This is a genomic window from Pseudomonas sp. Ag1, from assembly GCF_000278565.1.
Taxonomy (GTDB): Bacteria; Pseudomonadota; Gammaproteobacteria; order Pseudomonadales; family Pseudomonadaceae; genus Aquipseudomonas.
Map to the genome: position 1 here is coordinate 142,416 of NZ_AKVH01000105.1, position 25,750 is coordinate 168,165.

The 25,750-nt window shown below is 58.2% G+C and carries 21 protein-coding genes and 2 tRNA genes; 22 read left to right on the forward strand and 1 reads right to left on the reverse strand.

The window, feature by feature from the left end:
- Nucleotides 1–48 precede the first annotated feature (48 nt).
- The 7 genes from dnaK (at nt 49) to A462_RS10765 (ending at nt 9,852) form a co-directional block, all read left to right on the forward strand.
- Nucleotides 49–1,965 (forward strand): molecular chaperone DnaK, encoded by a 1,917-nt coding sequence (gene dnaK / locus A462_RS10795; protein ID WP_003212222.1) that lies wholly within the window; start codon nt 49–51, stop codon nt 1,963–1,965.
- 316 nt (nt 1,966–2,281) lie between these two features.
- Nucleotides 2,282–3,406 carry a molecular chaperone DnaJ gene (dnaJ, locus tag A462_RS10790; protein ID WP_003212219.1) on the forward strand — a complete coding sequence of 375 codons (1,125 nt, stop codon included), beginning with the start codon at nt 2,282–2,284 and terminating at the stop codon, nt 3,404–3,406.
- 10 nt (nt 3,407–3,416) lie between these two features.
- Nucleotides 3,417–4,223 (forward strand): 4-hydroxy-tetrahydrodipicolinate reductase, encoded by an 807-nt coding sequence (gene dapB, locus A462_RS10785; protein WP_008436838.1) that lies wholly within the window; start codon nt 3,417–3,419, stop codon nt 4,221–4,223.
- Between the two features lie 259 nt (nt 4,224–4,482).
- Nucleotides 4,483–5,619 carry a glutamine-hydrolyzing carbamoyl-phosphate synthase small subunit gene (gene carA / locus A462_RS10780; protein ID WP_003212214.1) on the forward strand — a complete coding sequence of 379 codons (1,137 nt, stop codon included), beginning with the start codon at nt 4,483–4,485 and terminating at the stop codon, nt 5,617–5,619.
- A 105-nt stretch (nt 5,620–5,724) separates the two neighbouring features.
- Complete coding sequence (carB, locus tag A462_RS10775) at nt 5,725–8,946, forward strand: carbamoyl-phosphate synthase large subunit (RefSeq protein ID WP_003212212.1); 3,222 nt, start codon at nt 5,725–5,727, stop codon at nt 8,944–8,946.
- Nucleotides 8,943–9,419, forward strand: coding sequence for a transcription elongation factor GreA (greA, locus tag A462_RS10770; RefSeq protein WP_003212209.1), 477 nt, complete (start codon nt 8,943–8,945; stop codon nt 9,417–9,419). Before carB ends, greA begins: the two co-directional genes overlap by 4 nt.
- 28 nt (nt 9,420–9,447) lie before the next feature.
- Nucleotides 9,448–9,852: a hypothetical protein gene (locus A462_RS10765; RefSeq protein WP_003212207.1), complete on the forward strand. Its 405-nt coding sequence runs from the start codon at nt 9,448–9,450 to the stop codon at nt 9,850–9,852.
- Between the two features lie 8 nt (nt 9,853–9,860).
- On the opposite strand, the gene yhbY is transcribed toward A462_RS10765, so the two are convergent.
- Complete coding sequence (gene yhbY / locus A462_RS10760; protein WP_003212205.1) at nt 9,861–10,169, reverse strand: ribosome assembly RNA-binding protein YhbY; 309 nt, start codon at nt 10,167–10,169, stop codon at nt 9,861–9,863.
- 105 nt (nt 10,170–10,274) lie between these two features.
- Between yhbY and rlmE the strand changes: the two genes are divergently transcribed.
- The 15 genes from rlmE (at nt 10,275) to pnp (ending at nt 25,628) form a co-directional block, all read left to right on the forward strand.
- The gene (gene rlmE / locus A462_RS10755) at nt 10,275–10,925 is read left to right on the forward strand and encodes a 23S rRNA (uridine(2552)-2'-O)-methyltransferase RlmE (RefSeq protein WP_003212203.1); all 651 of its coding nucleotides are present in this window, start codon (nt 10,275–10,277) and stop codon (nt 10,923–10,925) included.
- Between the two features lie 200 nt (nt 10,926–11,125).
- Nucleotides 11,126–13,036, forward strand: coding sequence for an ATP-dependent zinc metalloprotease FtsH (gene ftsH / locus A462_RS10750; RefSeq protein ID WP_008436840.1), 1,911 nt, complete (start codon nt 11,126–11,128; stop codon nt 13,034–13,036).
- A gap of 8 nt (nt 13,037–13,044) precedes the next feature.
- Nucleotides 13,045–13,896: a dihydropteroate synthase gene (folP, locus tag A462_RS10745; protein ID WP_008436842.1), complete on the forward strand. Its 852-nt coding sequence runs from the start codon at nt 13,045–13,047 to the stop codon at nt 13,894–13,896.
- A gap of 16 nt (nt 13,897–13,912) precedes the next feature.
- Entirely contained in the window at nt 13,913–15,250 is a 1,338-nt protein-coding gene (glmM, locus tag A462_RS10740; RefSeq protein ID WP_003212196.1) for a phosphoglucosamine mutase, read from the forward strand.
- Between the two features lie 66 nt (nt 15,251–15,316).
- On the forward strand, nt 15,317–16,072 hold the full coding sequence (tpiA, locus tag A462_RS10735) for a triose-phosphate isomerase (RefSeq protein WP_008436843.1): 756 nt from the start codon (nt 15,317–15,319) through the stop codon (nt 16,070–16,072).
- A 4-nt stretch (nt 16,073–16,076) separates the two neighbouring features.
- The gene (gene secG, locus A462_RS33565) at nt 16,077–16,460 is read left to right on the forward strand and encodes a preprotein translocase subunit SecG (protein WP_026078118.1); all 384 of its coding nucleotides are present in this window, start codon (nt 16,077–16,079) and stop codon (nt 16,458–16,460) included.
- Between the two features lie 21 nt (nt 16,461–16,481).
- Nucleotides 16,482–16,567, forward strand: a tRNA-Leu gene (locus A462_RS10730).
- Nucleotides 16,568–16,663: 96 nt separating this feature from the next.
- Nucleotides 16,664–16,740, forward strand: a tRNA-Met gene (locus A462_RS10725).
- Nucleotides 16,741–16,880: 140 nt separating this feature from the next.
- Nucleotides 16,881–17,339 (forward strand): ribosome maturation factor RimP, encoded by a 459-nt coding sequence (rimP, locus tag A462_RS10720; RefSeq protein WP_003235029.1) that lies wholly within the window; start codon nt 16,881–16,883, stop codon nt 17,337–17,339.
- A 47-nt stretch (nt 17,340–17,386) separates the two neighbouring features.
- The gene (nusA, locus tag A462_RS10715) at nt 17,387–18,868 is read left to right on the forward strand and encodes a transcription termination factor NusA (protein ID WP_003212187.1); all 1,482 of its coding nucleotides are present in this window, start codon (nt 17,387–17,389) and stop codon (nt 18,866–18,868) included.
- A gap of 27 nt (nt 18,869–18,895) precedes the next feature.
- Complete coding sequence (infB, locus tag A462_RS10710; protein ID WP_003212186.1) at nt 18,896–21,418, forward strand: translation initiation factor IF-2; 2,523 nt, start codon at nt 18,896–18,898, stop codon at nt 21,416–21,418.
- A gap of 159 nt (nt 21,419–21,577) precedes the next feature.
- Nucleotides 21,578–21,979 (forward strand): 30S ribosome-binding factor RbfA, encoded by a 402-nt coding sequence (rbfA, locus tag A462_RS10705; protein WP_003212184.1) that lies wholly within the window; start codon nt 21,578–21,580, stop codon nt 21,977–21,979.
- Nucleotides 21,980–21,982: 3 nt separating this feature from the next.
- On the forward strand, nt 21,983–22,900 hold the full coding sequence (truB, locus tag A462_RS10700; RefSeq protein WP_003212182.1) for a tRNA pseudouridine(55) synthase TruB: 918 nt from the start codon (nt 21,983–21,985) through the stop codon (nt 22,898–22,900).
- Nucleotides 22,901–23,058: 158 nt separating this feature from the next.
- Entirely contained in the window at nt 23,059–23,328 is a 270-nt protein-coding gene (gene rpsO, locus A462_RS10695; RefSeq protein ID WP_003177875.1) for a 30S ribosomal protein S15, read from the forward strand.
- Nucleotides 23,329–23,522: 194 nt separating this feature from the next.
- Complete coding sequence (pnp, locus tag A462_RS10690; RefSeq protein ID WP_008436846.1) at nt 23,523–25,628, forward strand: polyribonucleotide nucleotidyltransferase; 2,106 nt, start codon at nt 23,523–23,525, stop codon at nt 25,626–25,628.
- Nucleotides 25,629–25,750: the final 122 nt, after the last annotated feature.

Genomic DNA, 25,750 nt, shown 5'->3' on the forward strand with positions numbered 1-25,750 from the left:
AGCCACCACTGCTGCGGCAAAAAAATCTAAGTTTCGGGAGAGTAAATCATGGGCAAAATTATCGGTATCGACCTGGGGACTACCAACTCCTGCGTCTCCGTGCTGGAAAACGGCGTATCCAAAGTTATTGAAAACGCCGAAGGCGCACGCACCACTCCGTCCATCGTGGCTTATGCCAACGACGGCGAAATCCTGGTGGGCCAGTCCGCCAAGCGTCAAGCTGTGACCAATCCGCATAACACCCTGTACGCGGTGAAGCGTCTGATCGGTCGTAAGTTCGACGAAGAAGTCGTACAGAAAGACATCAAGATGGTCCCGTACAAAATCGCCAAGGCTGACAACGGTGACGCCTGGGTTGAAGTGAACGGCCAGAAAATGTCGCCGCCACAAATCTCGGCTGAAATCTTGAAAAAGATGAAGAAAACCGCCGAAGACTACCTCGGTGAAGCCGTGACTGAAGCGGTGATCACCGTTCCGGCCTACTTCAACGACAGCCAGCGCCAGGCGACCAAAGACGCCGGCCGTATTGCTGGTCTGGACGTGAAACGTATCATCAACGAACCAACCGCGGCCGCTCTGGCCTACGGTATGGACAAGGCCAAGGGCGACCACACTGTGATCGTTTACGACCTGGGTGGCGGTACCTTCGACGTTTCCGTGATCGAAATCGCTGAAGTCGATGGCGAGCACCAGTTCGAAGTGTTGGCCACCAACGGTGACACGTTCCTGGGCGGTGAAGACTTTGACATTCGTCTGATCGACTACCTCGTTGACGAATTCAAGAAAGAAAGCGGCATGAACCTCAAGGGTGACCCGCTGGCCATGCAGCGCCTGAAAGAAGCCGCTGAGAAAGCCAAGATCGAACTGTCTTCGAGCAATTCGACCGACGTGAACCTGCCGTACATCACTGCAGACGCTACCGGTCCTAAGCACTTGAACGTGAAAATCTCCCGCGCCAAGCTGGAAGCGCTGGTAGAAGACCTGGTTCAACGCACCATCGAGCCTTGCCGCATTGCGCTGAAAGACTCGGGTATCGACGTTGGCGCGATCAACGACGTGATCCTGGTGGGCGGTCAGACCCGTATGCCACTGGTTCAGAAGCTGGTTACCGAGTTCTTCGGTAAAGAAGCGCGTAAAGACGTGAACCCGGACGAAGCAGTTGCCATGGGTGCTGCCATCCAGGGCGCGGTATTGGCCGGCGACGTGAAAGACGTTCTGCTGCTGGACGTAAGCCCGCTGACCCTGGGTATCGAAACCATGGGCGGCGTGATGACTGCGCTGATCGAGAAAAACACCACGATTCCTACCAAGAAATCGCAAGTGTTCTCGACTGCCGACGACAACCAGGGCGCCGTGACCATTCACGTGCTGCAAGGTGAGCGTAAGCAAGCCGGTCAGAACAAGTCCCTGGGCAAGTTCGACCTGGCCGAGATTCCACCAGCACCACGTGGCGTGCCACAAATTGAAGTGACCTTCGACATCGACGCCAACGGCATTCTGCACGTAGGCGCCAAAGACAAGGCCACCGGCAAGACTCAGTCGATCGTGATCAAGGCTAACTCGGGTCTGTCCGAGGAAGAAATCCAGCAGATGATCCGTGACGCTGAAGCCAATGCTGACGAAGACCGCAAGTTCGAAGAGCTGGCCGCTGCCCGTAACCAGGGTGATGCACTGGTTCACTCGACTCGCAAAATGATCGCTGATGCTGGCGACAAAGTGACTGCCGAAGAGAAAACTGCAATCGAAGCCGCAGTAGTTGCCCTGGAAGCCGCCGTTAAAGGCGACGACAAGGCTGCTATCGAAGCCAAGGTTGAAGAGCTGTCGAAAGTCTCTGCGCCAGTGGCTCAGAAAATGTACGCCGAACAAGGCCAGCCGGCTGATGGTGCTGCACACCAGGCAGAACCTGAAGCCAAGCACGACGATGTTGTCGATGCCGAGTTCGAAGAAGTCAAAGACCAGAAGTAACTTGGTCGCCCGGTTGACCGCTCACAAGCGGTGACTGGTAGGATGTCGCCGCGCGGGAGCTTGCTCCCGCGTTGGCGTGTCTGGGGTACGCGAATTTTTACAGCATGCGACAACGCTCGGATGCTGGCGGTGTGATCGGGAATGCTCCTGCTTTCCGGACGACAGTCACCGCGTTTTTGGCCGGTTTCCGGTTGAAAGCAGTAACGACCAGGATCGTTGAATTGACGTGAGTTGGGTCCGGGCCTGTATTGGGGCTCAACGAGTTTGGCAAGGCTCAGGAGGGTTTTGCCGGACGTCCTTAAGAGTGCAAAGACTTATGGCAAAGCGTGACTATTACGAAGTGTTGGGTGTGGAGCGTGGCTCCAGCGAGGCGGACCTGAAAAAGGCTTACCGTCGCCTGGCGATGAAGCACCACCCGGACCGTAATCCGGATAGCAAAGAATCCGAAGAGCTGTTCAAAGAGGCCAATGAGGCCTACGAATGCCTGTGTGATCCGAACAAGCGCGCCGCTTACGACCAGTATGGCCATGCCGGTGTCGACCCAAGCATGGGTGGCGGCGGTGCCGGTTTCGGCGGGCAGAACTTCTCCGATATTTTCGGCGACGTGTTCAGCGACTTCTTTGGCGGCGGCCGCGGTGGCCAACGTGGCGGTGCCCAGCGTGGAAGCGACCTGCGCTACACCCTGGAGCTGAACCTGGAAGAAGCGGTGCGCGGCACCAGCGTCAATATCCGTGTTCCGACGCTGGTCAATTGCAAGCCGTGCGACGGTTCGGGCGCCAAGAAAGGCTCCTCGCCGATCACTTGCCCGACTTGCGGCGGTATCGGCCAGGTACGCATGCAGCAAGGCTTCTTCTCGGTGCAGCAAACCTGCCCGCGCTGCCACGGCCAGGGCAAGATCATTTCCGATCCGTGCGACTCGTGCCACGGCGAAGGGCGTGTCGAAGAGTACAAGACCCTCTCGGTGAAAGTGCCGGCGGGTGTTGATACCGGCGACCGCATTCGTCTGTCGGGCGAAGGCGAGGCGGGCACTCAGGGCGGCCCGACGGGCGACCTGTACGTGGTGATCAATGTGCGCGAGCACTCGATCTTCCAGCGCGACGGCAAGCATTTGTTCTGTGAAGTGCCGATCAGCTTTGTCGATGCGGCCCTGGGTGGCGAGCTTGAGATTCCGACGCTGGACGGTCGGGTCAAGCTGAAGATCCCTGAGGGTACGCAGACCGGCAAGCAGTTCCGTATCCGTGGCAAAGGCGTTGCCCCGGTGCGCGGTGGCGGTGCTGGTGACCTGATGTGCCGTGTGGCGGTAGAGACGCCGGTGAACCTGGGGCGTCGTCAGCGCGAACTGCTGGAAGAGTTCCGCAGCTCCCTGGCCGGCGATGACACTCATTCGCCAAAAACCACCGGCTGGTTCGAAGGCGTGAAGCGCTTCTTCGGCGACCTGTAAGGAAGTGAGTATGCGACGTATCGCGGTGATGGGCGCTGCCGGGCGCATGGGCAAGACCCTGGTCGAGGCTGTGCAGGCACGCTCGCCGGCCTCCGGGCTGACGGCGGCGATTGTTCGTCCCGGCAGCACCTTGATTGGTGCGGACGCCGGTGAGTTGGCGTCCCTGGGGCGGATCGGTGTTTCGTTGTCCGGCAATCTGGAGCAGGTTGCCGACGAGTTTGACGTGCTGATCGATTTCACCCTGCCGGAAGTGATGCTGAAAAACCTGGCGTTCTGCCGCAAGGCGGGCAAGGCCATGGTGATCGGCACAACGGGCCTGAGCGCCGAGCAAAAGCAGCTGCTGGTGGAGGCGGGCAAGGATATTCCAATCGTGTTCGCGGCCAATTTCAGCGTCGGCGTCAATCTGTCGCTGAAGCTGCTCGACATGGCGGCGCGGGTGATGGGTGATGAGGCTGACATCGAGATCATCGAGACTCATCACCGGCACAAGATCGATGCGCCGTCCGGTACGGCATTGCGTATGGGCGAGGCGATTGCCGACGCCCTGGGCCGTGACCTGTCGAAGGTGGCGGTGTATGGCCGCGAAGGCCATACCGGTGCCCGCGCCCACGACACCATCGGTTTTGCCACCGTTCGCGGCGGTGATGTGGTGGGCGATCACACCGTGCTGTTCGCAACCGAGGGTGAGCGTCTTGAGATCACCCACAAGGCGTCTAGCCGCATGACGTTCGCCAAGGGTGCTGTACGTGCGGCGCTGTGGCTGGAGGGTCGTGCGCCGGGCCTGTACGACATGCGCGACGTGCTGGACCTGCATTAAGAAGTAGCTAAAACGGGGTCTCAGGAATATGCTGAGGCCCCGTTTTTACCCGCTAGGCGACGTCCTGTCGCATTCCCCTGCCTTTAAGGCTCATTAGCGGTGGACCAAAAAAGCCTTTTTCTGTAAGCTACAGCTTTAGTGTGTCCACTAAAAGCGCGCAGAATAATTCAGTGAAGAAGCGGGGTGACGTCTCCATACGTCACTCCGCTTTTTTACAACCTGCGATCGCCCTTTCAGGCTTTATTTACGGGAGGTCTTCTTGACTAAGCCAGCCATACTCGCCCTTGCTGATGGCAGCATTTTTCGCGGCGAAGCCATTGGAGCCGACGGTCAGACCGTTGGAGAGGTGGTGTTCAACACCGCCATGACCGGCTATCAGGAAATCCTTACTGATCCTTCCTACGCCCAACAGATCGTTACCCTGACCTATCCGCACATCGGCAACACCGGTACTACACCGGAAGACGCCGAGTCTGATCGTGTCTGGTCGGCTGGCCTGGTCATTCGTGACCTGCCACTGGTAGCGAGCAACTGGCGTAACACGATGTCCCTGTCCGATTACCTGAAAGCCAACAACGTTGTGGCGATCGCCGGTATCGATACGCGTCGCCTGACACGCATCCTGCGTGAAAAAGGCTCGCAGAACGGCTGCATCATGGCCGGTGACAACATCTCCGAAGAAGCAGCGATCGCAGCGGCCCAAGGTTTCCCTGGCCTGAAAGGCATGGATCTGGCGAAAGTCGTCAGCACCAAGGAAACGTACGAGTGGCGCTCCACCGTCTGGGACTTGAAGACCGACAGCCACGCGACCATCGAAGCTTCCGAACTGCCGTACCACGTCGTGGCCTACGACTACGGTATCAAGCACAACATCCTGCGCATGCTGGTCGAGCGCGGTTGCCGCGTGACCGTGGTGCCTGCGCAGACCCCGGCCAACGACGTACTGGCCCTGCAGCCGGACGGCGTGTTCCTGTCCAACGGCCCGGGTGACCCGGAGCCTTGCGACTACGCCATCAAGGCGATCAAGGAAGTGCTGGAAACCGAGATCCCGGTATTCGGCATCTGCCTCGGCCACCAGCTGCTGGCCCTGGCTTCCGGCGCCAAGACCCTGAAAATGGGTCACGGCCACCACGGTGCCAACCACCCGGTGCAGGACCTGGACACTGGCGTCGTGATGATCACCAGCCAGAACCACGGTTTTGCGGTGGATGAAGCGACGCTGCCGGGCAACGTCCGGGCGATTCACAAGTCGCTGTTCGACGGTTCCCTGCAAGGTATCGAGCGCACCGACAAGAGCGCGTTCAGCTTCCAGGGCCACCCTGAAGCAAGCCCGGGCCCGAACGACGTAGCGCCGCTGTTCGACCGTTTCATCAATGAGATGGCCAAGCGACGCTAACTGAGCGGCCTGAGGGCGGCCCGGGAAACCGGCGGCCCCCTCGGGCTCTTCAAAGATTGTTCAAGACGGCTTGCCGACTGACCTGCGGATTTGAGTGACAAACCCATGCCAAAACGTACAGACATAAAAAGCATCCTGATTCTCGGCGCTGGCCCGATCGTGATCGGCCAGGCCTGCGAATTCGACTACTCCGGCGCCCAGGCCTGTAAAGCCCTGCGCGAAGAGGGCTACCGCGTCATCCTGGTGAACTCCAACCCGGCCACCATCATGACCGACCCGGACATGGCCGACGCCACCTACATCGAGCCGATCAAGTGGCAGACCGTTGCCAAGATCATCGAGAAAGAGCGTCCGGACGCACTGCTGCCAACCATGGGTGGCCAGACCGCCCTGAACTGCGCACTGGACCTGGAGCGCGAAGGCGTCCTGGAGAAGTTCGGCGTAGAGATGATCGGCGCCAATGCCGACACCATCGACAAGGCTGAAGACCGTTCGCGTTTCGACAAGGCCATGAAGTCCATCGGCCTTGATTGCCCGCGTTCCGGTATCGCCCACAGCATGGAAGAGGCCAACGCGGTCCTGGAGCGCCTGGGCTTCCCGTGCATCATCCGTCCGTCCTTCACCATGGGCGGCACCGGCGGCGGCATCGCTTACAACCGTGAAGAGTTCGAAGAAATCTGCGCCCGCGGCCTGGACCTGTCTCCGACCAAAGAGCTGCTGATCGACGAATCCCTGATCGGCTGGAAAGAATATGAGATGGAGGTTGTCCGCGATAAGAAGGACAACTGCATCATCGTCTGCTCGATCGAAAACTTCGACCCGATGGGCGTGCACACCGGTGACTCGATCACCGTTGCGCCGGCACAGACCCTGACGGACAAGGAATACCAGATCATGCGTAACGCCTCTTTGGCGGTGCTGCGTGAGATCGGTGTGGAAACCGGTGGCTCCAACGTCCAGTTCGGCATCTGCCCGGACACTGGCCGCATGGTTGTGATCGAGATGAACCCGCGTGTATCGCGTTCTTCGGCGCTGGCATCGAAAGCTACCGGCTTCCCGATTGCGCGCATCGCCGCCAAGCTGGCGATCGGTTACACCCTGGACGAGCTGCAGAACGAAATCACCGGCGGCGCAACGCCAGCTTCCTTCGAGCCGTCGATCGATTACGTCGTCACCAAGCTGCCACGCTTCGCTTTCGAGAAATTCCCGAAAGCCGACGCCCGCCTGACCACTCAGATGAAGTCGGTCGGTGAAGTCATGGCCATCGGCCGGACCTTCCAGGAGTCCCTGCAGAAAGCCCTGCGCGGCCTGGAAGTGGGCGTTTGCGGCCTGGACGAGAAGCTCGACCTGAGCAACCCGGAAAGCATGAGCGTGCTCAAGCGCGAGCTGACCGTGCCGGGTGCCGAGCGTATCTGGTACGTGGCCGATGCTTTCCGCGCCGGCATGACCGTCGAAGACATCTTCGGCATGAACATGATCGACCCGTGGTTCCTGGTGCAGATCGAAGATCTGATCAAGGAAGAAGAGAAGGTCAAGACCCTCGGTCTGTCCTCCATCGACCGCGACCTGATGTTCCGCCTCAAGCGCAAAGGTTTCTCCGACATGCGTCTGGCCAAGCTGCTGGGCGTGACCGAGAAGAACCTGCGCACCCATCGCCACAAGCTGGACATCTTCCCGGTCTACAAGCGCGTTGATACCTGTGCGGCCGAGTTCGCCACCGACACTGCATACATGTACTCCACCTACGAGGAAGAGTGCGAAGCCGCGCCGTCGGGCCGCGACAAGATCATGATCCTGGGCGGCGGTCCAAACCGTATCGGCCAAGGCATCGAGTTCGATTATTGCTGCGTACACGCCGCTCTCGCCCTGCGTGAAGACGGGTACGAGACCATCATGGTCAACTGCAACCCGGAAACTGTTTCCACTGACTACGACACTTCCGACCGTCTGTACTTCGAGCCGGTAACGCTGGAAGACGTACTGGAAATCTGCCGCGTCGAGAAGCCAAAAGGCGTGATCGTCCAGTACGGCGGCCAAACCCCGTTGAAACTGGCTCGCGCACTTGAAGCTGCTGGCGTACCAATCATCGGCACCAGCCCTGACGCTATCGACCGCGCTGAAGATCGTGAGCGCTTCCAGCAGATGGTTGAGCGCCTGAACCTGCGTCAGCCGCCAAACGCCACTGTGCGCAGCGAAGACGAAGCGATCCGCGCGGCCAGCAAGATTGGTTACCCGCTGGTGGTGCGTCCGTCCTACGTACTGGGTGGCCGGGCGATGGAAATCGTCTACGAAGAAGACGAACTCAAGCGTTACCTGCGTGATGCGGTGAAAGTGTCCAACGACAGCCCGGTGCTGCTGGACCACTTCCTCAACTGCGCCATCGAGATGGACGTGGATGCGGTCTGCGACGGCACCGACGTGGTGATCGGCGCGATCATGCAGCACATCGAACAGGCTGGCGTTCACTCCGGTGACTCCGCTTGCTCGCTGCCGCCATACTCGCTGCCTGCACACATCCAGGACGAGATGCGCGAACAGGTCAAGAAAATGGCCCTGGAGCTGGGCGTGGTCGGCCTGATGAACGTACAGTTGGCGCTGCAAGGCGAAGACATCTACGTCATCGAAGTCAACCCGCGCGCCTCGCGTACCGTGCCGTTTGTTTCCAAGTGCATCGGTGTTTCCCTGGCAATGATTGCTGCCCGTGTGATGGCCGGTAAGACCTTGAAGGAAATCGGCTTCACCAAGGAAATCATTCCGAACTTCTACAGTGTGAAAGAGGCGGTGTTCCCATTCGCCAAATTCCCTGGTGTGGACCCGATCCTGGGCCCGGAGATGAAGTCCACCGGTGAAGTGATGGGCGTGGGCGATACCTTCGGTGAAGCATTCGCCAAAGCCCAGATGGGCGCCAGCGAAGTGCTGCCTACCGGCGGTACTGCGTTCATCAGCGTGCGCGATGATGACAAGCCGCTGGTTGCAGGCGTGGCCCGTGATCTGATCAACTTGGGCTTCGAAGTCGTGGCCACTGCCGGGACCGCCAAGCTGATCGAGGCTGCCGGCCTGAAAGTGCGTCGCGTGAACAAGGTGACGGAAGGCCGTCCACACGTGGTCGACATGATCAAGAATGACGAAGTCACCTTGATCATCAACACTACCGAAGGTCGCCAGTCGATCGCGGACTCCTACTCCATTCGTCGTAACGCCTTGCAGCACAAGATCTACTGCACCACCACCATTGCTGCTGGCGAAGCTATCTGCGAAGCGCTGAAGTTCGGTCCTGAAAAAACCGTGCGTCGCTTGCAGGATCTACACGCAGGATTGAAGGCATGATCAAATACCCAATGACCGTCCAGGGCGCAAAAGCCCTGGAAGAAGAGCACGCCCACCTGACCAAGGTCGTCCGTCCAAAGCTGAGCCAGGACATCGGTACGGCCCGGGAATTGGGTGACCTGAAGGAAAACGCTGAATACCATGCTGCCCGCGAGCAGCAAGGTATGGTCGAGGCGCGGATCCGTGACATCGAAGGCCGCCTGCAGAATTCGGTGGTTATCGACGTCACGACCATCCCGCATACCGGCAAGGTGATTTTCGGCACCACCGTGGAAATCGCCAACGTCGAGACTGACGAAAGCGTGGTTTACCACATCGTGGGTGAAGACGAGGCCGACTTCAAACTCGGCAAGATCTCCGTCGGTTCGCCGCTGGCCCGCGCCTTGATTGCCAAGGAAGAGGGTGACGTGGTGGCCGTCAAGACGCCTGGTGGCGTGATCGAGTACGAGATTGTCGAAGTTCGTCACATCTGAAAGACGGCGCCCGCTTCGTGCGGGCGCCATGCTTTGGCAGTTTGCCCAGATGCTTTGGGTTGGCGGCCTATGGCTGTTACATATTGGTGTGCTGCCGGCGCTGGGCCTGATTGGCCTGGCACCGTTGCTGATCGATGAGGTCAGCGGATTATTAAGCGCGTTGCTGGTAGGTTTTGCAGCAGCGTGCGTGACGCTTCAGGCGCTGGTGCTGATCAAGGCCGAAGGCTTGGGGAGTCTGTGGCGGGATATTCGCGGGCAACTGCTGTTGATGGCGCTGTATGCGTGCGCAATGTTTTGCGTGGTGCGTATCTTTCTGCCGGAGGCGTTGCGCTGGCAGCTGTTCAGCTATCTTGTGCTAGGGTTTTCCGGGTTGGTGCTGGTTGTACAGCCGGCGCCAGGATGGAGTGGCAGGGCGTGCGAAGCACGCCCGTGACCCTTGTTTCACTTGAAGCGGTGTACGTTCGACAGTTGCTTGTTGGCGCTGAAGTTCTTGCGATACAGCAGCGCCATCTTGCCGATGACCTGAACCAGGTCCGCTTTGCCAGCCTTGCACAGTTCTGCAATAGCTGCCAGGCGCGCCTCGCGATCAAGGATGCTGACCTTGATCTTGATTAGCTCGTGATCGCCCAATGCGCGTTCAAGTTCGGCTAACACACCTTCAGTCAAACCGTTGTCAGCCACAATCAAAACTGGTTTCAGATGGTGGCCAATGGATTTGTACTGTTTCTTCTGCTCTTGAGTGAGCGGCATAATCTGACCCCTGCGTCTGATCTTGTAAAAAGCGGCGGCCAGTTTACCCGAGCGAGTCCGGGACCGCCCAGTTAATCACGACCCGTTTTATTTTCGAGGTGGCCCGTGGCCCGTTCCAAAACTAGCCTTAAGTGGCTGCAAGAGCATTTCAACGACCCTTACGTCAAAATGGCGCAAAAGGATGGCTACCGTTCCCGGGCCAGCTACAAACTGCTGGAGATCCAGGAAAAGGACAAGTTGATCCGTCCTGGCATGAGCGTTATCGACCTGGGTGCCGCCCCGGGTGGCTGGTCCCAGGTGACCAGTCGTCTGATTGGTGGACAAGGCCGTTTGATCGCTTCCGACATCCTGGAAATGGACAGCATCCCTGACGTGACCTTTGTTCACGGCGATTTTACCCAGGACGAAGTGCTGGCACAGATCCTTGAGGCCGTCGGAAATTCGCAGGTAGACCTTGTGATTTCCGATATGGCCCCCAATATGAGTGGATTACCGGCTGTTGATATGCCGCGAGCCATGTTCCTGTGCGAATTGGCACTGGACCTGGCAGGACGGGTACTGCGTCCGGGTGGTGACTTCCTGGTCAAGGTCTTCCAGGGTGAAGGCTTCGACGAGTATCACAAGAACATCCGCAAACTGTTCGACAAGGTACAGACACGCAAGCCTGACTCTTCCCGGGACAGGTCTCGCGAGCAGTATTTGCTGGGTCGCGGCTTCCGTGGCATTGAAGGCGCTGCCAGTGAAGAGCGTTTTTGAGAAATTTGACGGAGGCGATAGGTTTTTTTATATCGCTTTCGTCACGAAGCTTTACGAATATTGTGTAGTCAAAGTTTCACAAAGGGTTACAGACGGCGCCTGCCAGAGTTGTAGGTAATGTAGTAAGTTAGGCCGGTGAATATCATGCGAAGCACGCGCCAGTAGCGGAGCTTGCTTCAGAGGGTAGTTAATTGAACGATATGGCAAAGAATCTGATCCTGTGGTTGATCATCGCGGCTGTCCTCGTGACGGTGATGAACAACTTCTCCAGCCCTAACGAGCCGCAGACCCTCAACTATTCCGACTTCATCCAGCAAGTTAAGGATGGCAAGGTCGAGCGCGTAGCAGTTGATGGCTACGTGATTACCGGCAAGCGCAACGATGGCGACAGCTTCAAGACCATCCGTCCGGCAATCCAGGACAATGGCCTGATCGGCGACCTGGTGGATAACCACGTGGTTGTCGAAGGCAAGCAGCCTGAGCAGCAGAGCATCTGGACCCAGCTCCTGGTGGCCAGCTTCCCGATACTGGTGATTATCGCCGTGTTCATGTTCTTCATGCGCCAGATGCAAGGTGGTGCGGGAGGCAAGGGCGGGCCGATGAGCTTCGGCAAGAGCAAGGCGCGCCTGCTTTCCGAAGATCAGGTGAAAACCACCCTGGCTGACGTTGCCGGTTGCGACGAAGCCAAGGAAGAAGTGGGCGAACTGGTTGAGTTCCTACGCGATCCGGGCAAGTTCCAGCGCCTGGGTGGCCGTATTCCTCGCGGTGTGCTGATGGTTGGCCCGCCAGGTACCGGTAAAACCCTGTTGGCCAAGGCCATTGCCGGCGAAGCCAAAGTCCCTTTCTTTACCATTTCCGGTTCCGACTTCGTCGAAATGTTCGTCGGTGTAGGTGCCAGCCGTGTTCGCGATATGTTCGAACAGGCCAAGAAGCACGCTCCGTGCATCATCTTCATCGATGAAATCGACGCCGTTGGTCGCCATCGTGGCGCCGGCATGGGCGGCGGTCATGATGAGCGTGAGCAGACGCTTAACCAGTTGCTGGTTGAGATGGACGGCTTTGAAATGAACGACGGCATCATCGTGATCGCTGCAACCAACCGTCCAGACGTACTCGACCCCGCTTTGCTGCGTCCGGGCCGTTTTGACCGTCAGGTCGTTGTCGGGTTGCCAGACATCCGTGGTCGTGAGCAGATCCTGAAAGTGCACATGCGCAAAGTGCCAATGGGCGACGACGTGGCTCCGGCCGTGATTGCCCGTGGTACTCCAGGCTTCTCCGGTGCCGACCTTGCCAACCTGGTGAACGAGGCGTCGCTGTTTGCCGCCCGTACCGGCAAGCGCATCGTTGAAATGAAGGAGTTCGAGCTGGCGAAAGACAAGATCATGATGGGCGCCGAGCGCAAATCCATGGTCATGTCCGAGAAAGAGAAGCAGAACACCGCTTATCATGAAGCCGGTCACGCCATTGTTGGTCGCGTTGTGCCTGAGCATGACCCGGTCTACAAGGTATCGATCATTCCTCGTGGCCGGGCGCTGGGCGTCACCATGTTCCTGCCGGAAGAGGATCGCTACAGCCTCTCCAAGCGTGCCTTGATCAGCCAGATTTGCTCGCTGTATGGCGGCCGGATCGCCGAAGAGATGACCCTGGGCTTCGATGGTGTTACCACCGGTGCCTCCAACGACATCATGCGTGCCAGCCAGATTGCACGGAACATGGTGACCAAGTGGGGTCTGTCGGAGAAACTCGGTCCTTTGATGTATGCCGAGGAAGAAGGCGAAGTATTCCTGGGTCGCGGTGGTGGTGGTCAAGCTGCCAGCTTCTCCGGCGAGACAGCCAAGCTGATCGACTCCGAGGTGCGCAGCATCATTGACCAGTGCTACGGCACGGCCAAGCAGATCCTCACCGACAATCGCGACAAGCTCGACGCCATGGCTGATGCCCTGATGAAGTACGAGACCATTGATGCCGAGCAGATTGACGACATCATGGCCGGTCGTACGCCTCGCGAGCCTCGCGATTGGGAAGGTGGTTCGGGTACTTCGGGCACGCCGCCAGTGGTACAGAACGAACGCCCTGAAGCCCCGATCGGCGGCCCTGCTGCTGACCATTAAGGTTTGAAATGACTTCTGCGTTGTCCTCGACCCGGTTGCCTTGCGGCAGCCGGGTTCTTGATTTGGCCCATACACACGTTATGGGCATTCTTAATGTAACCCCTGATTCCTTTTCCGATGGTGGTCGCTTCAGTCAGCTTGATGCTGCGTTGCGCCATGCGGAAGCGATGGTGGCTGCCGGTGCGACTCTGATTGACGTCGGTGGCGAATCAACCCGGCCCGGCGCGCGCGCAGTTTCTCCCCTGGAGGAACTGGAACGGGTCGCTCCGATTGTCGAGCGCATCCATCAAGAGCTGGACGTCATCATCTCTGTCGACACCTCAACCCCTGCTGTTATGCGCGAAACTGCGCGGCTGGGTGCAGGGTTGATCAACGATGTGCGCTCTTTGCAGCGCGATGGCGCTCTGGATGCGGCCGCCGCGACGGGGCTGCCGGTTTGCCTGATGCATATGCTTGGCGAGCCGGGCACGATGCAGGACGACCCGCATTACGACAATCTGGTCGGTGAAGTGAAAGGTTTTCTTGCCGAGCGCATGGCTCAATGCGCGGCGGTGGGGATTGCTCCCGAGCAGATAATCCTCGACCCGGGATTTGGCTTTGCCAAGACCTTGCAGCACAATTTAAGCCTGTTCAAGCATATGGAATCCCTGCATGCCCTTGGTCGCCCCTTGTTGGTCGGGGTTTCGCGCAAGAGCATGATAGGTCTGGCGTTGAATCGTCCCGTGGGTGAGCGGCTGCATGGCGGCCTGGCACTTGCGGCACTTGCCGTGGTCAAGGGTGCGCGCATCTTGCGCGTGCATGACGTGGCCGAGACGATAGATGTAGTGCGGATGATCGCAGCGGTTGAATCAGCCGAATAAGAATGATGGAGCACTTATGACTAAAAAGTATTTTGGCACCGATGGCATTCGCGGTCGGGTCGGCGAATTCCCGATTACTCCCGATTTCATGCTCAAGCTGGGCTGGGCCGCCGGCATGGCGTTCCGCAGCATGGGGGCCTGCCGTATCCTGGTGGGTAAGGACACGCGTATCTCGGGTTATATGTTTGAGTCTGCGCTGGAGGCAGGTCTGTCTGCTGCCGGCGCTGATGTGATGCTGTTGGGGCCGATGCCTACGCCGGCGATCGCTTACCTGACGCGTACCTTTCATGCTGAAGCCGGTATCGTGATCAGCGCTTCGCACAATCCCCACGATGACAACGGCATCAAGTTCTTCTCGGGCCAGGGCACCAAGCTGCCGGATGAGATCGAGCACATGATCGAAGAGTTGCTGGATGCACCGATGACCGTCGTCGAATCGAGCAAGCTGGGCAAGGTATCGCGGATTAACGACGCTTCCGGCCGTTACATCGAGTTCTGCAAAAGCAGCGTGCCTAGCAGCACCAATTTTGCCGGGTTGAAGGTCGTCATCGACTGCGCCCACGGCGCGACGTACAAAGTCGCACCGAGTGTGTTCAAGGAGCTTGGCGCAGACGTTACTGTACTGTCGGCGCAGCCGAACGGCCTGAACATCAACGACAACTGCGGCTCAACCCACATGGGGCAGTTGCAGGCGGCTGTCCTGGCTGAGCATGCCGACTTGGGCATCGCGTTCGATGGTGATGGCGACCGCGTATTGATGGTCGACCACACTGGCGCGATCGTCGATGGCGACGACCTGTTGTTCATCATCGCCCGTGACCTGCATGAGCGTAACAAGCTGCAAGGCGGCGTCGTCGGTACCTTGATGAGCAATCTTGGCCTGGAGCTGGCCCTGGCAGATCTGGGGATCCCGTTTGTGCGCGCCAATGTCGGTGACCGCTACGTGATTGCCGACCTGCTGGAGCGTAATTGGCAGGTGGGTGGCGAAAATTCCGGTCATATTGTCTGCTTCCAGCACACGACTACCGGGGATGCGATCATTGCGGCGCTGCAGGTGCTGCTGGCGCTGCGTCGCCGTGAAGAAAGCCTGGCCCAGGCGCGGCAGGCGTTGCGCAAGTGCCCGCAAGTGCTGCTCAACGTGCGCTTTGCAGGCGGTGACAACCCTATCGAGCATCCGGCTGTCAAAGAGGCCAGTGAGCGCGTGACTGCCGCCATGGCGGGACGTGGCCGGGTCTTGCTGCGCAAGTCGGGTACCGAGCCTTTGGTGCGTGTAATGGTCGAGGGCGAGGACGAAACACAGGTTCGCGGCTATGCCGAAGAGCTGGCAAAACTGGTAACTGAAGTTTGCGCCTGAATTCGGCTTGCCAGTGATGATGTGGTTGGGTAACATCTGCGCCCACTTTGACCGACGAGGTACAGCATGCGTCGCACTATGGTAGCTGGTAACTGGAAGATGCACGGTACCCGCGCCAGTGTCGCTGAGCTGATCAATGGCCTTCGTCATTTGGCCTTGCCTGGCGGTGTTGATGTCGCGGTATTCCCGCCTTGCTTGTATATCAATCAAGTGATTGATGGCTTGAAAGGCAAGTCGATCCAGGTCGGCGCGCAGAACTCTGCGGTGGAATCCATGCAAGGTGCGTTGACCGGTGAGATTGCACCGAGTCAGCTGGTTGATGCAGGTTGTTCCCTGGTGCTTGTTGGGCACTCCGAGCGCCGCCAGATCATGGGCGAGCGTGATGGGACACTCAATCGCAAATTCGCGGCGGCACAGGCTTGCGGCTTGGTTCCGGTGTTGTGCATAGGGGAGACCCTTGAGCAGCGTGAGTCCGGTAAAACTCTTGAGGTTGTCGGGCGTCAGCTGGGCAGCATCATCGAGGAGCTGGGAGTCGGTGCCTTTGCAAATGCAGTAATTGCTTACGAGCCGGTCTGGGCCATTGGCACCGGGCTGACTGCTTCGCCGCAACAGGCGCAGGATGTGCACGCAGCCATCCGCGCGCAGTTGGCGGCAGAGAATTCTGAGGTCGCACGAGGTGTGCGGCTTCTATACGGCGGCAGCGTGAAGGCGGCCAATGCGGTCGAACTGTTCGGCATGCCGGATATCGATGGGGGGCTCATTGGTGGAGCTTCCCTGAATGCAGATGAGTTCGGTGCGATCTGTCGCGCCGCGGGAAACTGAAAAAATGCTGGAAACAGTCATCGTTGTTTTTCATCTGCTGGGTGCACTGGGCGTAGTTGCTCTGGTTTTGCTGCAGCAGGGTAAAGGTGCGGACGCTGGTGCGTCTTTCGGGGCAGGTGCTTCAAATACTGTGTTCGGAAGCCAAGGTTCCTCTACCTTTCTTAGTAAGTTTACTGCTATACTTGCCGCCGGTTTCTTCATAACCAGCTTGGGGTTAGGTTACTTTGCTAAAGAGAAAGCTCATGTGCTGACTCAAGTAGGTCTCCCAAACCCAGCAGTGTTGGAAGTACCAAAAGCAAAACCGGCTTCTGATGATGTCCCGGTGCTTCAAGAGCAAAAGTCGGCTACTCCAGCGACTGACGTACCTCCAGCTCAAGAGCAGAAGTAAGAAGGTTGTAAACGCTGTATTGCCGAGGTGGTGGAATTGGTAGACACGCAACCTTGAGGTGGTTGTGCCCATAGGGTGTAGGGGTTCGAGTCCCCTTCTCGGTACCAATTATCAGGAGAGCCCGCTGTTGCGGGCTTTCTTGTAGGTGGAAGGTTACATTGACCCTGTAAGGGATCGGTCGTATACTTCCGCCCCAGCTTTGTCGCGGGGTGGAGCAGTCTGGTAGCTCGTCGGGCTCATAACCCGAAGGTCGTCGGTTCAAATCCGGCCCCCGCAACCAGTTTTAGCGGAGCCCCTTTTAAGGGGCTTTTTGTTAGCTGGACACTTTCAACGCCGCTGTTCGACGGCGTTTCAAGGATGGGCGTTTCGCCCATTTTTTTATTTTGCACAGCATGCACATACATGCACGAGGGGGTTCAGGTGTCGAGCAAGCTAGAAGAGTTGCAGGCCTTGTTGGCCCCGGTGGTCGTGGCCCTAGGCTATGAATGCTGGGGTATTGAGTTTTCGGCTCAAGGTCGCCACTCAATGTTGCGCGTTTATATCGATAAAGAGGGCGGCGTGCTGGTGGACGATTGTGCCATTGTCAGCCGTCAGATCAGCGGTGTCCTGGATGTTGAAGATCCGATCTCCGTTGAATACACCCTCGAAGTTTCCTCGCCTGGCATGGAACGCCCACTGTTCACTATTGATCAGTTTGCAAAATTTGCCGGTGAACAAGTGAAGATCAAGCTGCGCTCTCCCTTTGAAGGGCGACGCAACTTTCAGGGCCTTCTGCGCGGTGTAGAAGAGCAGGACGTCGTGGTGCAGGTAGAAGACCATGAGTTCCTGTTGCCGATCGATATGATCGACAAGGCCAACATTATTCCCAGTTTTGACTGAGACGCGGATCCCGCGGATCCAATGGCTTGCGAAAGGCGAGGCGTACGATGAGCAAAGAAGTACTGCTGGTTGTTGAGTCGGTATCCAATGAAAAGGGCGTACCGGCAAACGTGATTTTTGAAGCGCTGGAGCTGGCCCTGGCCACTGCTACCAAAAAGCGTTTTGAAGACGAAGTTGATCTGCGTGTGGAAATCAACCGCCACACCGGTGCCTACGAGACTTTCCGTCGCTGGACGGTCGTCGAAGAAGCCGATCTTGATGATCCGGCCATCGAAACCTGGCCGAGCAAGGTTGCTGAAACGCATCCGGGCGCCCAGGTCGGTGATGTCGTCGAAGAAAAGATCGAATCCATCGAGTTCGGCCGCATCGCTGCACAGACTGCCAAGCAAGTCATCGTGCAGAAGGTCCGCGAAGCCGAGCGCGCTCAAGTCGTTGACGCTTATCGCGAGCGCCTGGGGGAAATCATCTCCGGCACCGTGAAAAAAGTCACCCGCGACAACGTGATCGTCGACCTGGGTAACAACGCTGAAGCGTTGCTGGCCCGCGAAGACATCATTTCCCGCGAAACTTTCCGGGTTGGCGTGCGCTTGCGTGCGCTGCTCAAGGAAATCCGCACCGAGAACCGCGGCCCTCAGTTGATCCTGTCGCGTACCGCGCCGGAAATGCTGATCGAGCTGTTCCGCATCGAAGTGCCGGAAATTGCCGAAGGCCTGATCGAAGTCATGGCTGCGTCCCGCGATCCGGGTTCACGCGCCAAGATCGCGGTCCGCTCCAAGGACAAACGCATCGACCCGCAAGGCGCTTGCATTGGTATGCGCGGTTCGCGCGTCCAGGCAGTGTCGGGCGAATTGGGCGGTGAGCGTGTGGACATCGTCCTGTGGGACGATAACCCTGCGCAGTTCGTGATCAACGCAATGTCGCCTGCTGAAGTGGCGGCAATTATCGTTGACGAGGATGCCCATGCAATGGACATCGCCGTTGGCGCAGACAATCTGGCTCAGGCCATCGGTCGCGGTGGTCAGAACGTACGTTTGGCCAGCCAGTTGACCGGCTGGACCCTGAACGTGATGACCGAATCGGACATCCAGGCTAAGCAGCAAGCAGAAACCGGTGACATCCTGCGCAACTTCATCGACGAGCTGGAAGTCGACGAAGACCTGGCACAGGTGCTGGTAGATGAAGGCTTCACCAGCCTGGAAGAGATTGCCTACGTACCGTTGGAAGAAATGCTCAACATCGACGGCTTTGACGAAGACACCGTCAACGAGCTTCGCGCTCGGGCCAAGGATCGTTTGTTGACTAAAGCCATCGCTACTGAGGAAAAGCTGGCAGACGCCCATCCGGCCGAAGACCTGCTCTCGCTTGAGGGTATGGACAAGGATTTGGCGATGGAACTGGCGGTGCGCGGCGTAATTACCCGCGAAGACCTGGCCGAGCAGTCTATTGACGACCTGCTCGACATCGACGGCATTGACGATGATCGTGCCGGCAAGTTGATCATGGCCGCCCGAGCCCATTGGTTCGAGTAATTAGGCGCGGCCTGAGGAGAGAAGTGCATGACGCAAGTCACGGTGAAACAACTGGCCGATGAGGTCAAAACACCGGTAGAGCGCCTGTTGCAGCAGATGCGTGAGGCAGGTCTGCCGCACACCGCCGCCGACGAAGGTGTGAGCGATAGTGAGAAGCAGTCTTTGCTGACTCACTTGAAGAGCAGCCACAAGGCGAAAGTGGAAGAACCGCGCAAGATTACATTGCAGCGCAAAACCACCAGCACCCTGCGTGTTGCTGGCAGCAAGAGCATCAGCGTTGAAGTACGCAAGAAGAAAGTCTTCGTACAGCGCAGCCCGGAAGAAATCGAAGCCGAGCGCAAACGCGAACTGGAAGAACGTCGCGCAGTAGAAAATGCTGCTCGTCAGAAGGCTGAAGAAGAAGCCAAGCGTCGCGCCGAAGAAGAAGCGCGTCGCCAGCCTGCTGCTGCGCAACCTGCTAACACTGAGGCCGTTGCTGCGCCTAGCGCGCCTGTTGAAGCTGTTCGTGAGGCCGCTCCGGTTGCCGCCGCGCCAGCTCCAGCAGCCGACGCTCGCAAACGCGAAGAACCTCGCCGCCCGGACAAACCACGTGCCGACGATAACAATCGTCGTGGCAGTGGCGATGGTGAGCGCAAAAACGCTCCACATCGTGCTTCGGTCAAAGAGAAGGCGCCAGCGCCACGCGTTGCCCCACGTACTACCGACGAAGAAAGCGACAGCTTCCGTCGCGGTGGTCGCGGCAAGGCCAAGCTGAAGAAGCGCAACGCCCACGGTTTCCAGAGCCCAACCGGCCCTGTCGTGCGTGACGTGCAGATCGGCGAGACCATCACTGTTGGCGACCTCGCCAATCAGATGTCGGTCAAGGCTGCTGAAATCATCAAGTTCATGTTCAAACTGGGTACCCCAGCGACCATCAATCAGGTACTGGATCAGGAAACTGCCCAACTGGTTGCTGAAGAGCTGGGCCACAAAGTGACCCTGGTCAGCGACACCGCCCTGGAAGATTCCCTGGCCGAGTCCCTGAAGTTTGAAGGCGAGACGTTCTCCCGTGCGCCAGTCGTGACCGTAATGGGCCACGTTGACCATGGTAAGACCTCGCTGCTCGACTATATCCGTCGTGCCAAGGTAGCTGCAGGCGAAGCCGGCGGCATCACCCAGCACATCGGTGCATACCACGTTGAAACCGAACGCGGCATGGTCACCTTCCTCGACACCCCTGGTCACGCCGCGTTTACCGCCATGCGTGCCCGTGGTGCCAAGGCGACTGACATCGTGATCCTGGTAGTTGCAGCGGACGACGGCGTAATGCCGCAGACCATTGAAGCTGTCCAGCACGCTAAAGCCGCTGGTGTTCCTCTGGTTGTTGCAGTGAACAAAATCGACAAGCCGGGCGCCGATCTCGATCGCATCCGTAGCGAACTGTCGGTTCACGGCGTGACTTCCGAAGAGTGGGGCGGTGATACGCCATTCGTTTCGGTTTCGGCGAAAGTCGGTACCGGTGTAGACGAACTGCTCGAAGCTGTCCTGCTGCAAGCCGAAGTTCTCGAACTGAAAGCAACCCCATCGGCCCCGGGTCGTGGTGTTGTGGTTGAATCGCGTCTCGACAAGGGTCGTGGCCCGGTTGCAACCGTTCTGGTTCAAGACGGTACCCTGCGCCAAGGCGACATGGTCCTGGTCGGTTCGAACTATGGCCGTGTACGTGCCATGCTCGACGAGAACGGCAAGCCAATCAAGGAAGCCGGTCCTTCCATCCCTGTCGAGATCCTCGGCCTGGACGGTACCCCGGACGCTGGCGACGAGATGAGCGTGCTGTCGGACGAGAAGAAAGCCCGTGAAGTGGCTCTGTTCCGTCAAGGCAAGTTCCGCGAAGTCAAGCTGGCCCGTGCTCACGCCGGCAAGCTGGAAAACATCTTCGAGAACATGGGCCAGGCAGAGAAGAAGACGCTTAACATCGTCCTCAAATCTGACGTTCGTGGTTCCCTCGAAGCGTTGAACGGCGCCTTGAATGGCCTGGGTAACGACGAAGTGCAAGTGCGTGTGGTCGGCGGCGGTGTCGGTGGTATCACCGAATCCGATGCCAACCTGGCGCTGGCCTCCAACGCTGTACTGTTCGGCTTCAACGTGCGTGCCGATGCTGGCGCACGGAAGATCGTCGAGCAGGAAGGCCTGGACATGCGTTACTACAACGTCATCTACGACATCATCGAAGACGTCAAGAAAGCCCTCACCGGCATGCTTGGCAGCGACGTCCGGGAGAACATCCTGGGTGTGGCCGAGGTGCGTGACGTGTTCCGCTCGCCGAAATTCGGCGCGATCGCCGGTTGCATGGTTATCGAAGGTGTTGTGCACCGTAACCGTCCAATCCGTGTACTGCGTGAAGACATCGTTATCTTCGAAGGCGAGCTGGAATCCCTGCGCCGCTTCAAGGATGACGCTTCCGAAGTACGTGCCGGCATGGAATGCGGTATTGGCGTCAAGAGCTACAACGACGTCAAGGCGGGTGACAAGATCGAAGTCTACGAGAAGGTCCAGGTTGCTCGCAGCCTCTAACTCGCGTACTTCAAGGGCCACGCAGCGCCCGGGCAAGCAAATGCCTGGCGCTGTGTCCGGACTCTAAACGCAACGCCCGGTCTGGCTTTTGTCAGGCCGGGCGTTTGCCGCTTTCAGACCCCACGGGTTTCACCGTGTGGCAGCAACAGGTAACAAGACATGGCAAAAGAATACAGCCGTACCCAACGTATCGGCGATCAGATGCAGCGTGAGCTGGCACAGCTGATCCGTCGTGAAGTAAAAGACCCACGTGTTGGCCTGGTCACCATCACCGCCGTTGAAGTCAGCCGTGACGTTGGTCACGCCAAGATCTTCATCACCGTGATGGGCCAGGACAACAGCGAAGAAATCGCGCAAAGCATCAAGGTGCTCAACTCCGCCGCAGGTTTCCTGCGTATGCAGTTGGCCCGTGAAATGAAACTGCGCAGCGTTCCTCAGTTGCACTTCCACTACGACGAAAGTGTCGTGCGTGGCGCGCACCTGTCGGCACTGATCGAGCGGGCCGTGGCTGAAGACAATCAGCACCCGGAATCCGCCACGCCTGAAGACGCCAAGGAGTAATCGGTGGCTCAGGTCAAACGCATCCGTCGTAATGTCAGCGGCATCATTCTGCTCGACAAACCCATTGGTTTTACCTCCAATGCGGCGTTGCAGAAGGTTCGCTGGCTGCTCAATGCCGAGAAGGCAGGGCACACCGGCAGCCTCGACCCCTTGGCCACCGGCGTGTTGCCGTTGTGCTTCGGCGAGGCCACCAAGTTTTCGCAATACCTGCTCGATTCCGACAAGGGCTACGAAACCCTGATGCAACTGGGCAAGACCACCACCACGGCAGACGCCGAAGGTGATGTTTTGCAGGTTCGCGAGGTGACCGTTGGTCGTGCTGATATCGAAGCTGCCTTACCTGCTTTTCGTGGGCAAATCAGTCAGATACCGCCGATGTACTCGGCTCTCAAGCGTGATGGCCAGCCTCTTTACAAGCTGGCACGTGCAGGGGAAGTGGTGGAGCGCGAACCGCGTTCTGTTACTATTGCGCGCTTGGAATTGCTCGCCGCTGAAGGCGACACTGCCCGGTTGGCGGTGGACTGCAGCAAAGGCACCTATATCCGTACCCTCGTGGAAGATATCGGTGAGCAACTAGGCTGTGGCGCATACGTTGCAGAACTGCGACGCACCCAGGCAGGCCCTTTCACCCTGGCCCAGACGGTCACGCTGGAAGAGCTGGAAGCAGTGCATGCCGAAGGCGGCAACGAAGCGGTTGATCGCTTCCTGATGCCATCGGACAGCGGTTTACTGGATTGGCCATTGCTGCACTTCTCGGAGCACAGCGCGTTCTACTGGCTTAACGGCCAGCCGGTACGTGCACCGGATGCCCCGAAGTTCGGCATGGTGCGGGTACAAGATCACAACGGTCGCTTTATCGGTATCGGTGAAGTGAGCGAAGACGGGCGCATCGCGCCGCGTCGACTGATTCGGTCAGAATGACCGAAACCAGTTTGTGGTAAAGCGCAGTAGCTTTTACGCAAACTGGAACGAGGGTGGCTGTTAGCAGGCATGGTCACTACTCATTTTTAGATACAGGGATTTGTCCCTGGCCTGTTGAAACTGCCCTTTGGGTGGTTTCCTGAAAAAAGGATTGCCTCATGGCTCTCGACGTTCAAGAAAAAGCACAAATCGTTGCTGACTATCAGCAAGCTGTTGGTGACACTGGTTCGCCAGAAGTGCAAGTTGCACTGCTGACCCACAACATCAACAAGCTGCAAGGTCACTTCAAGGCCAACGGTAAAGATCACCACTCCCGTCGTGGTCTGATCCGCATGGTAAACCAGCGCCGTAAGCTGCTGGACTACCTGAAAGGCAAGGATCTGGGTCGTTATCAGACTCTGATCGGTCGCCTGGGTCTGCGTCGCTAATAAGCGATTGCGCTAGAGGTTGGTTGGCTGTCGTGTGTCAGTGGGTTTCCCGCTGGCCCATGGCAGGCTTCCAGCCTCAAGTTTTATCTGGATACACGTTTTACCCTGGACAGGCGTTGGGCCGATTCCCGACATTGCCCAAGAATTTCGCAAGAAGACAAGTTCCCCAAGAGCCACAAAGAAGGTAGGACACCGTGAACCCGGTTATCAAAAAATTCCAGTTCGGTCAGTCGACCGTTACCCTCGAGACAGGCCGTATCGCCCGTCAAGCCTCCGGCGCAGTGCTGGTTACCGTTGACGACGACGTCACCGTATTGGTGACCGTTGTAGGCGCCAAGACCGCTGACCCAAGCAAAGGCTTCTTCCCTCTTTCCGTTCACTACCAGGAAAAGACTTACGCTGCAGGTAAGATCCCTGGTGGTTTCTTCAAGCGTGAAGGCCGTCCTTCCGAGAAAGAAACCCTGACTTCCCGACTGATCGACCGTCCGATCCGTCCGCTGTTCCCAGAAGGCTTCATGAACGAAGTGCAGGTTGTCTGCACCGTCGTTTCCACCAGCAAGAAGACCGATCCGGACATCGCTGCGATGATCGGTACCTCGGCGGCCCTGGCCATCTCCGGTATTCCTTTCGATGGCCCGATCGGCGCTGCCCGTGTTGCATTCCACGAAAGCACCGGCTACCTGCTGAACCCGACTTACGAACAACAGAAAGCTTCGAGCCTGGACATGGTCGTTGCCGGTACTTCGGAAGCCGTGTTGATGGTTGAATCGGAAGCCAAAGAGCTGACCGAAGACCAGATGCTGGGCGCTGTACTGTTTGCTCACGACGAGTTCCAGGTTGTGATCAACGCTGTCAAGGAACTGGCCGCTGAAGCTGCCAAGCCAACCTGGACCTGGGCTCCTCAGCCAGAAGCTACCGCACTGCTGGGCGCTATCCGCTCCGAGTTCGGCACCGCTATCTCCGACGCCTACACCATCACCATCAAGGCCGACCGTTACGCTCGCCTGGGTGAGCTGAAGGACCAGGTTGTTGCCAAGCTTTCCGGTGAAGAAGGCCAGCCTTCTTCCAGCGAAGTCAAAGCAGCCTTCGGCGAAATCGAATACCGCACCGTTCGCGAAAACATCGTTGACGGCAAGCCACGTATCGACGGCCGCGACACCCGCACCGTACGTCCGCTGAACATCGAAGTCGGCGTTCTGCCAAAAACCCACGGTTCGGCCCTGTTCACCCGCGGTGAAACCCAGGCCCTGGTTGTTGCAACACTGGGTACTGCCCGTGACGCACAGCTGCTGGACACCCTGGAAGGCGAGAAAAAAGACCCGTTCATGCTGCACTACAACTTCCCTCCGTTCTCGGTAGGTGAGTGTGGTCGCATGGGTGGCGCTGGTCGTCGCGAAATCGGTCACGGCCGTCTGGCCCGTCGTTCGATTGCAGCCATGTTGCCTGCCGCCGACGTGTTCCCGTACACCATTCGCGTTGTGTCGGAAATCACCGAGTCCAACGGTTCCAGCTCCATGGCTTCGGTCTGCGGCGCTTCCCTGGCTCTGATGGATGCCGGCGTTCCGATGAAGGCACCGGTTGCCGGTATCGCCATGGGCCTGGTTAAAGAAGGCGAAAAGTTCGCCATCCTGACCGACATCCTGGGCGACGAAGACCACCTGGGCGACATGGACTTCAAAGTAGCCGGTACCGCCAAAGGTGTTACCGCGCTGCAGATGGACATCAAGATCAAGGGCATCACCGAAGAAATCATGGAAATCGCTCTGGGCCAAGCCCTGGAAGCGCGCCTGAACATCCTCGGTCAGATGAACCAGATCATTGGCCAGTCCCGTACCGAACTGTCGGAAAATGCTCCGACCATGATCGCGATGAAAATCGACACCGACAAAATCCGTGATGTTATCGGTAAAGGCGGCGCGACCATTCGTGCGATCTGTGAAGAGACCAAGGCTTCGATCGACATCGAAGACGACGGCTCGATCAAGATCTTCGGCGAAACCAAGGAAGCGGCTGAAGCGGCACGTCAGCGCGTCCTGGGTATCACTGCTGAAGCCGAGATCGGCAAGATCTACGTCGGTAAGGTTGAGCGCATCGTCGACTTCGGCGCATTCGTCAACATCCTGCCGGGCAAGGACGGTCTGGTTCACATCTCCATGCTGAGCGATGCTCGCGTTGAGAAAGTGACCGACATCCTGAAAGAAGGCCAGGAAGTGGAAGTGCTGGTACTGGACGTGGACAACCGCGGCCGTATCAAGCTGTCCATCAAGGACGTAGCAGCAGCCAAGGCTTCGGGCGTTTAATCACCCCGTCGCTGCAAGCTGAAAAAGGACTCTTCGGAGTCCTTTTTTTATGCCTGCGGGAAACTGTCGCGAAATCAGGCGTTTAGCCATACCCCAAAAGCCGCAACTTGCATGCAGGCACG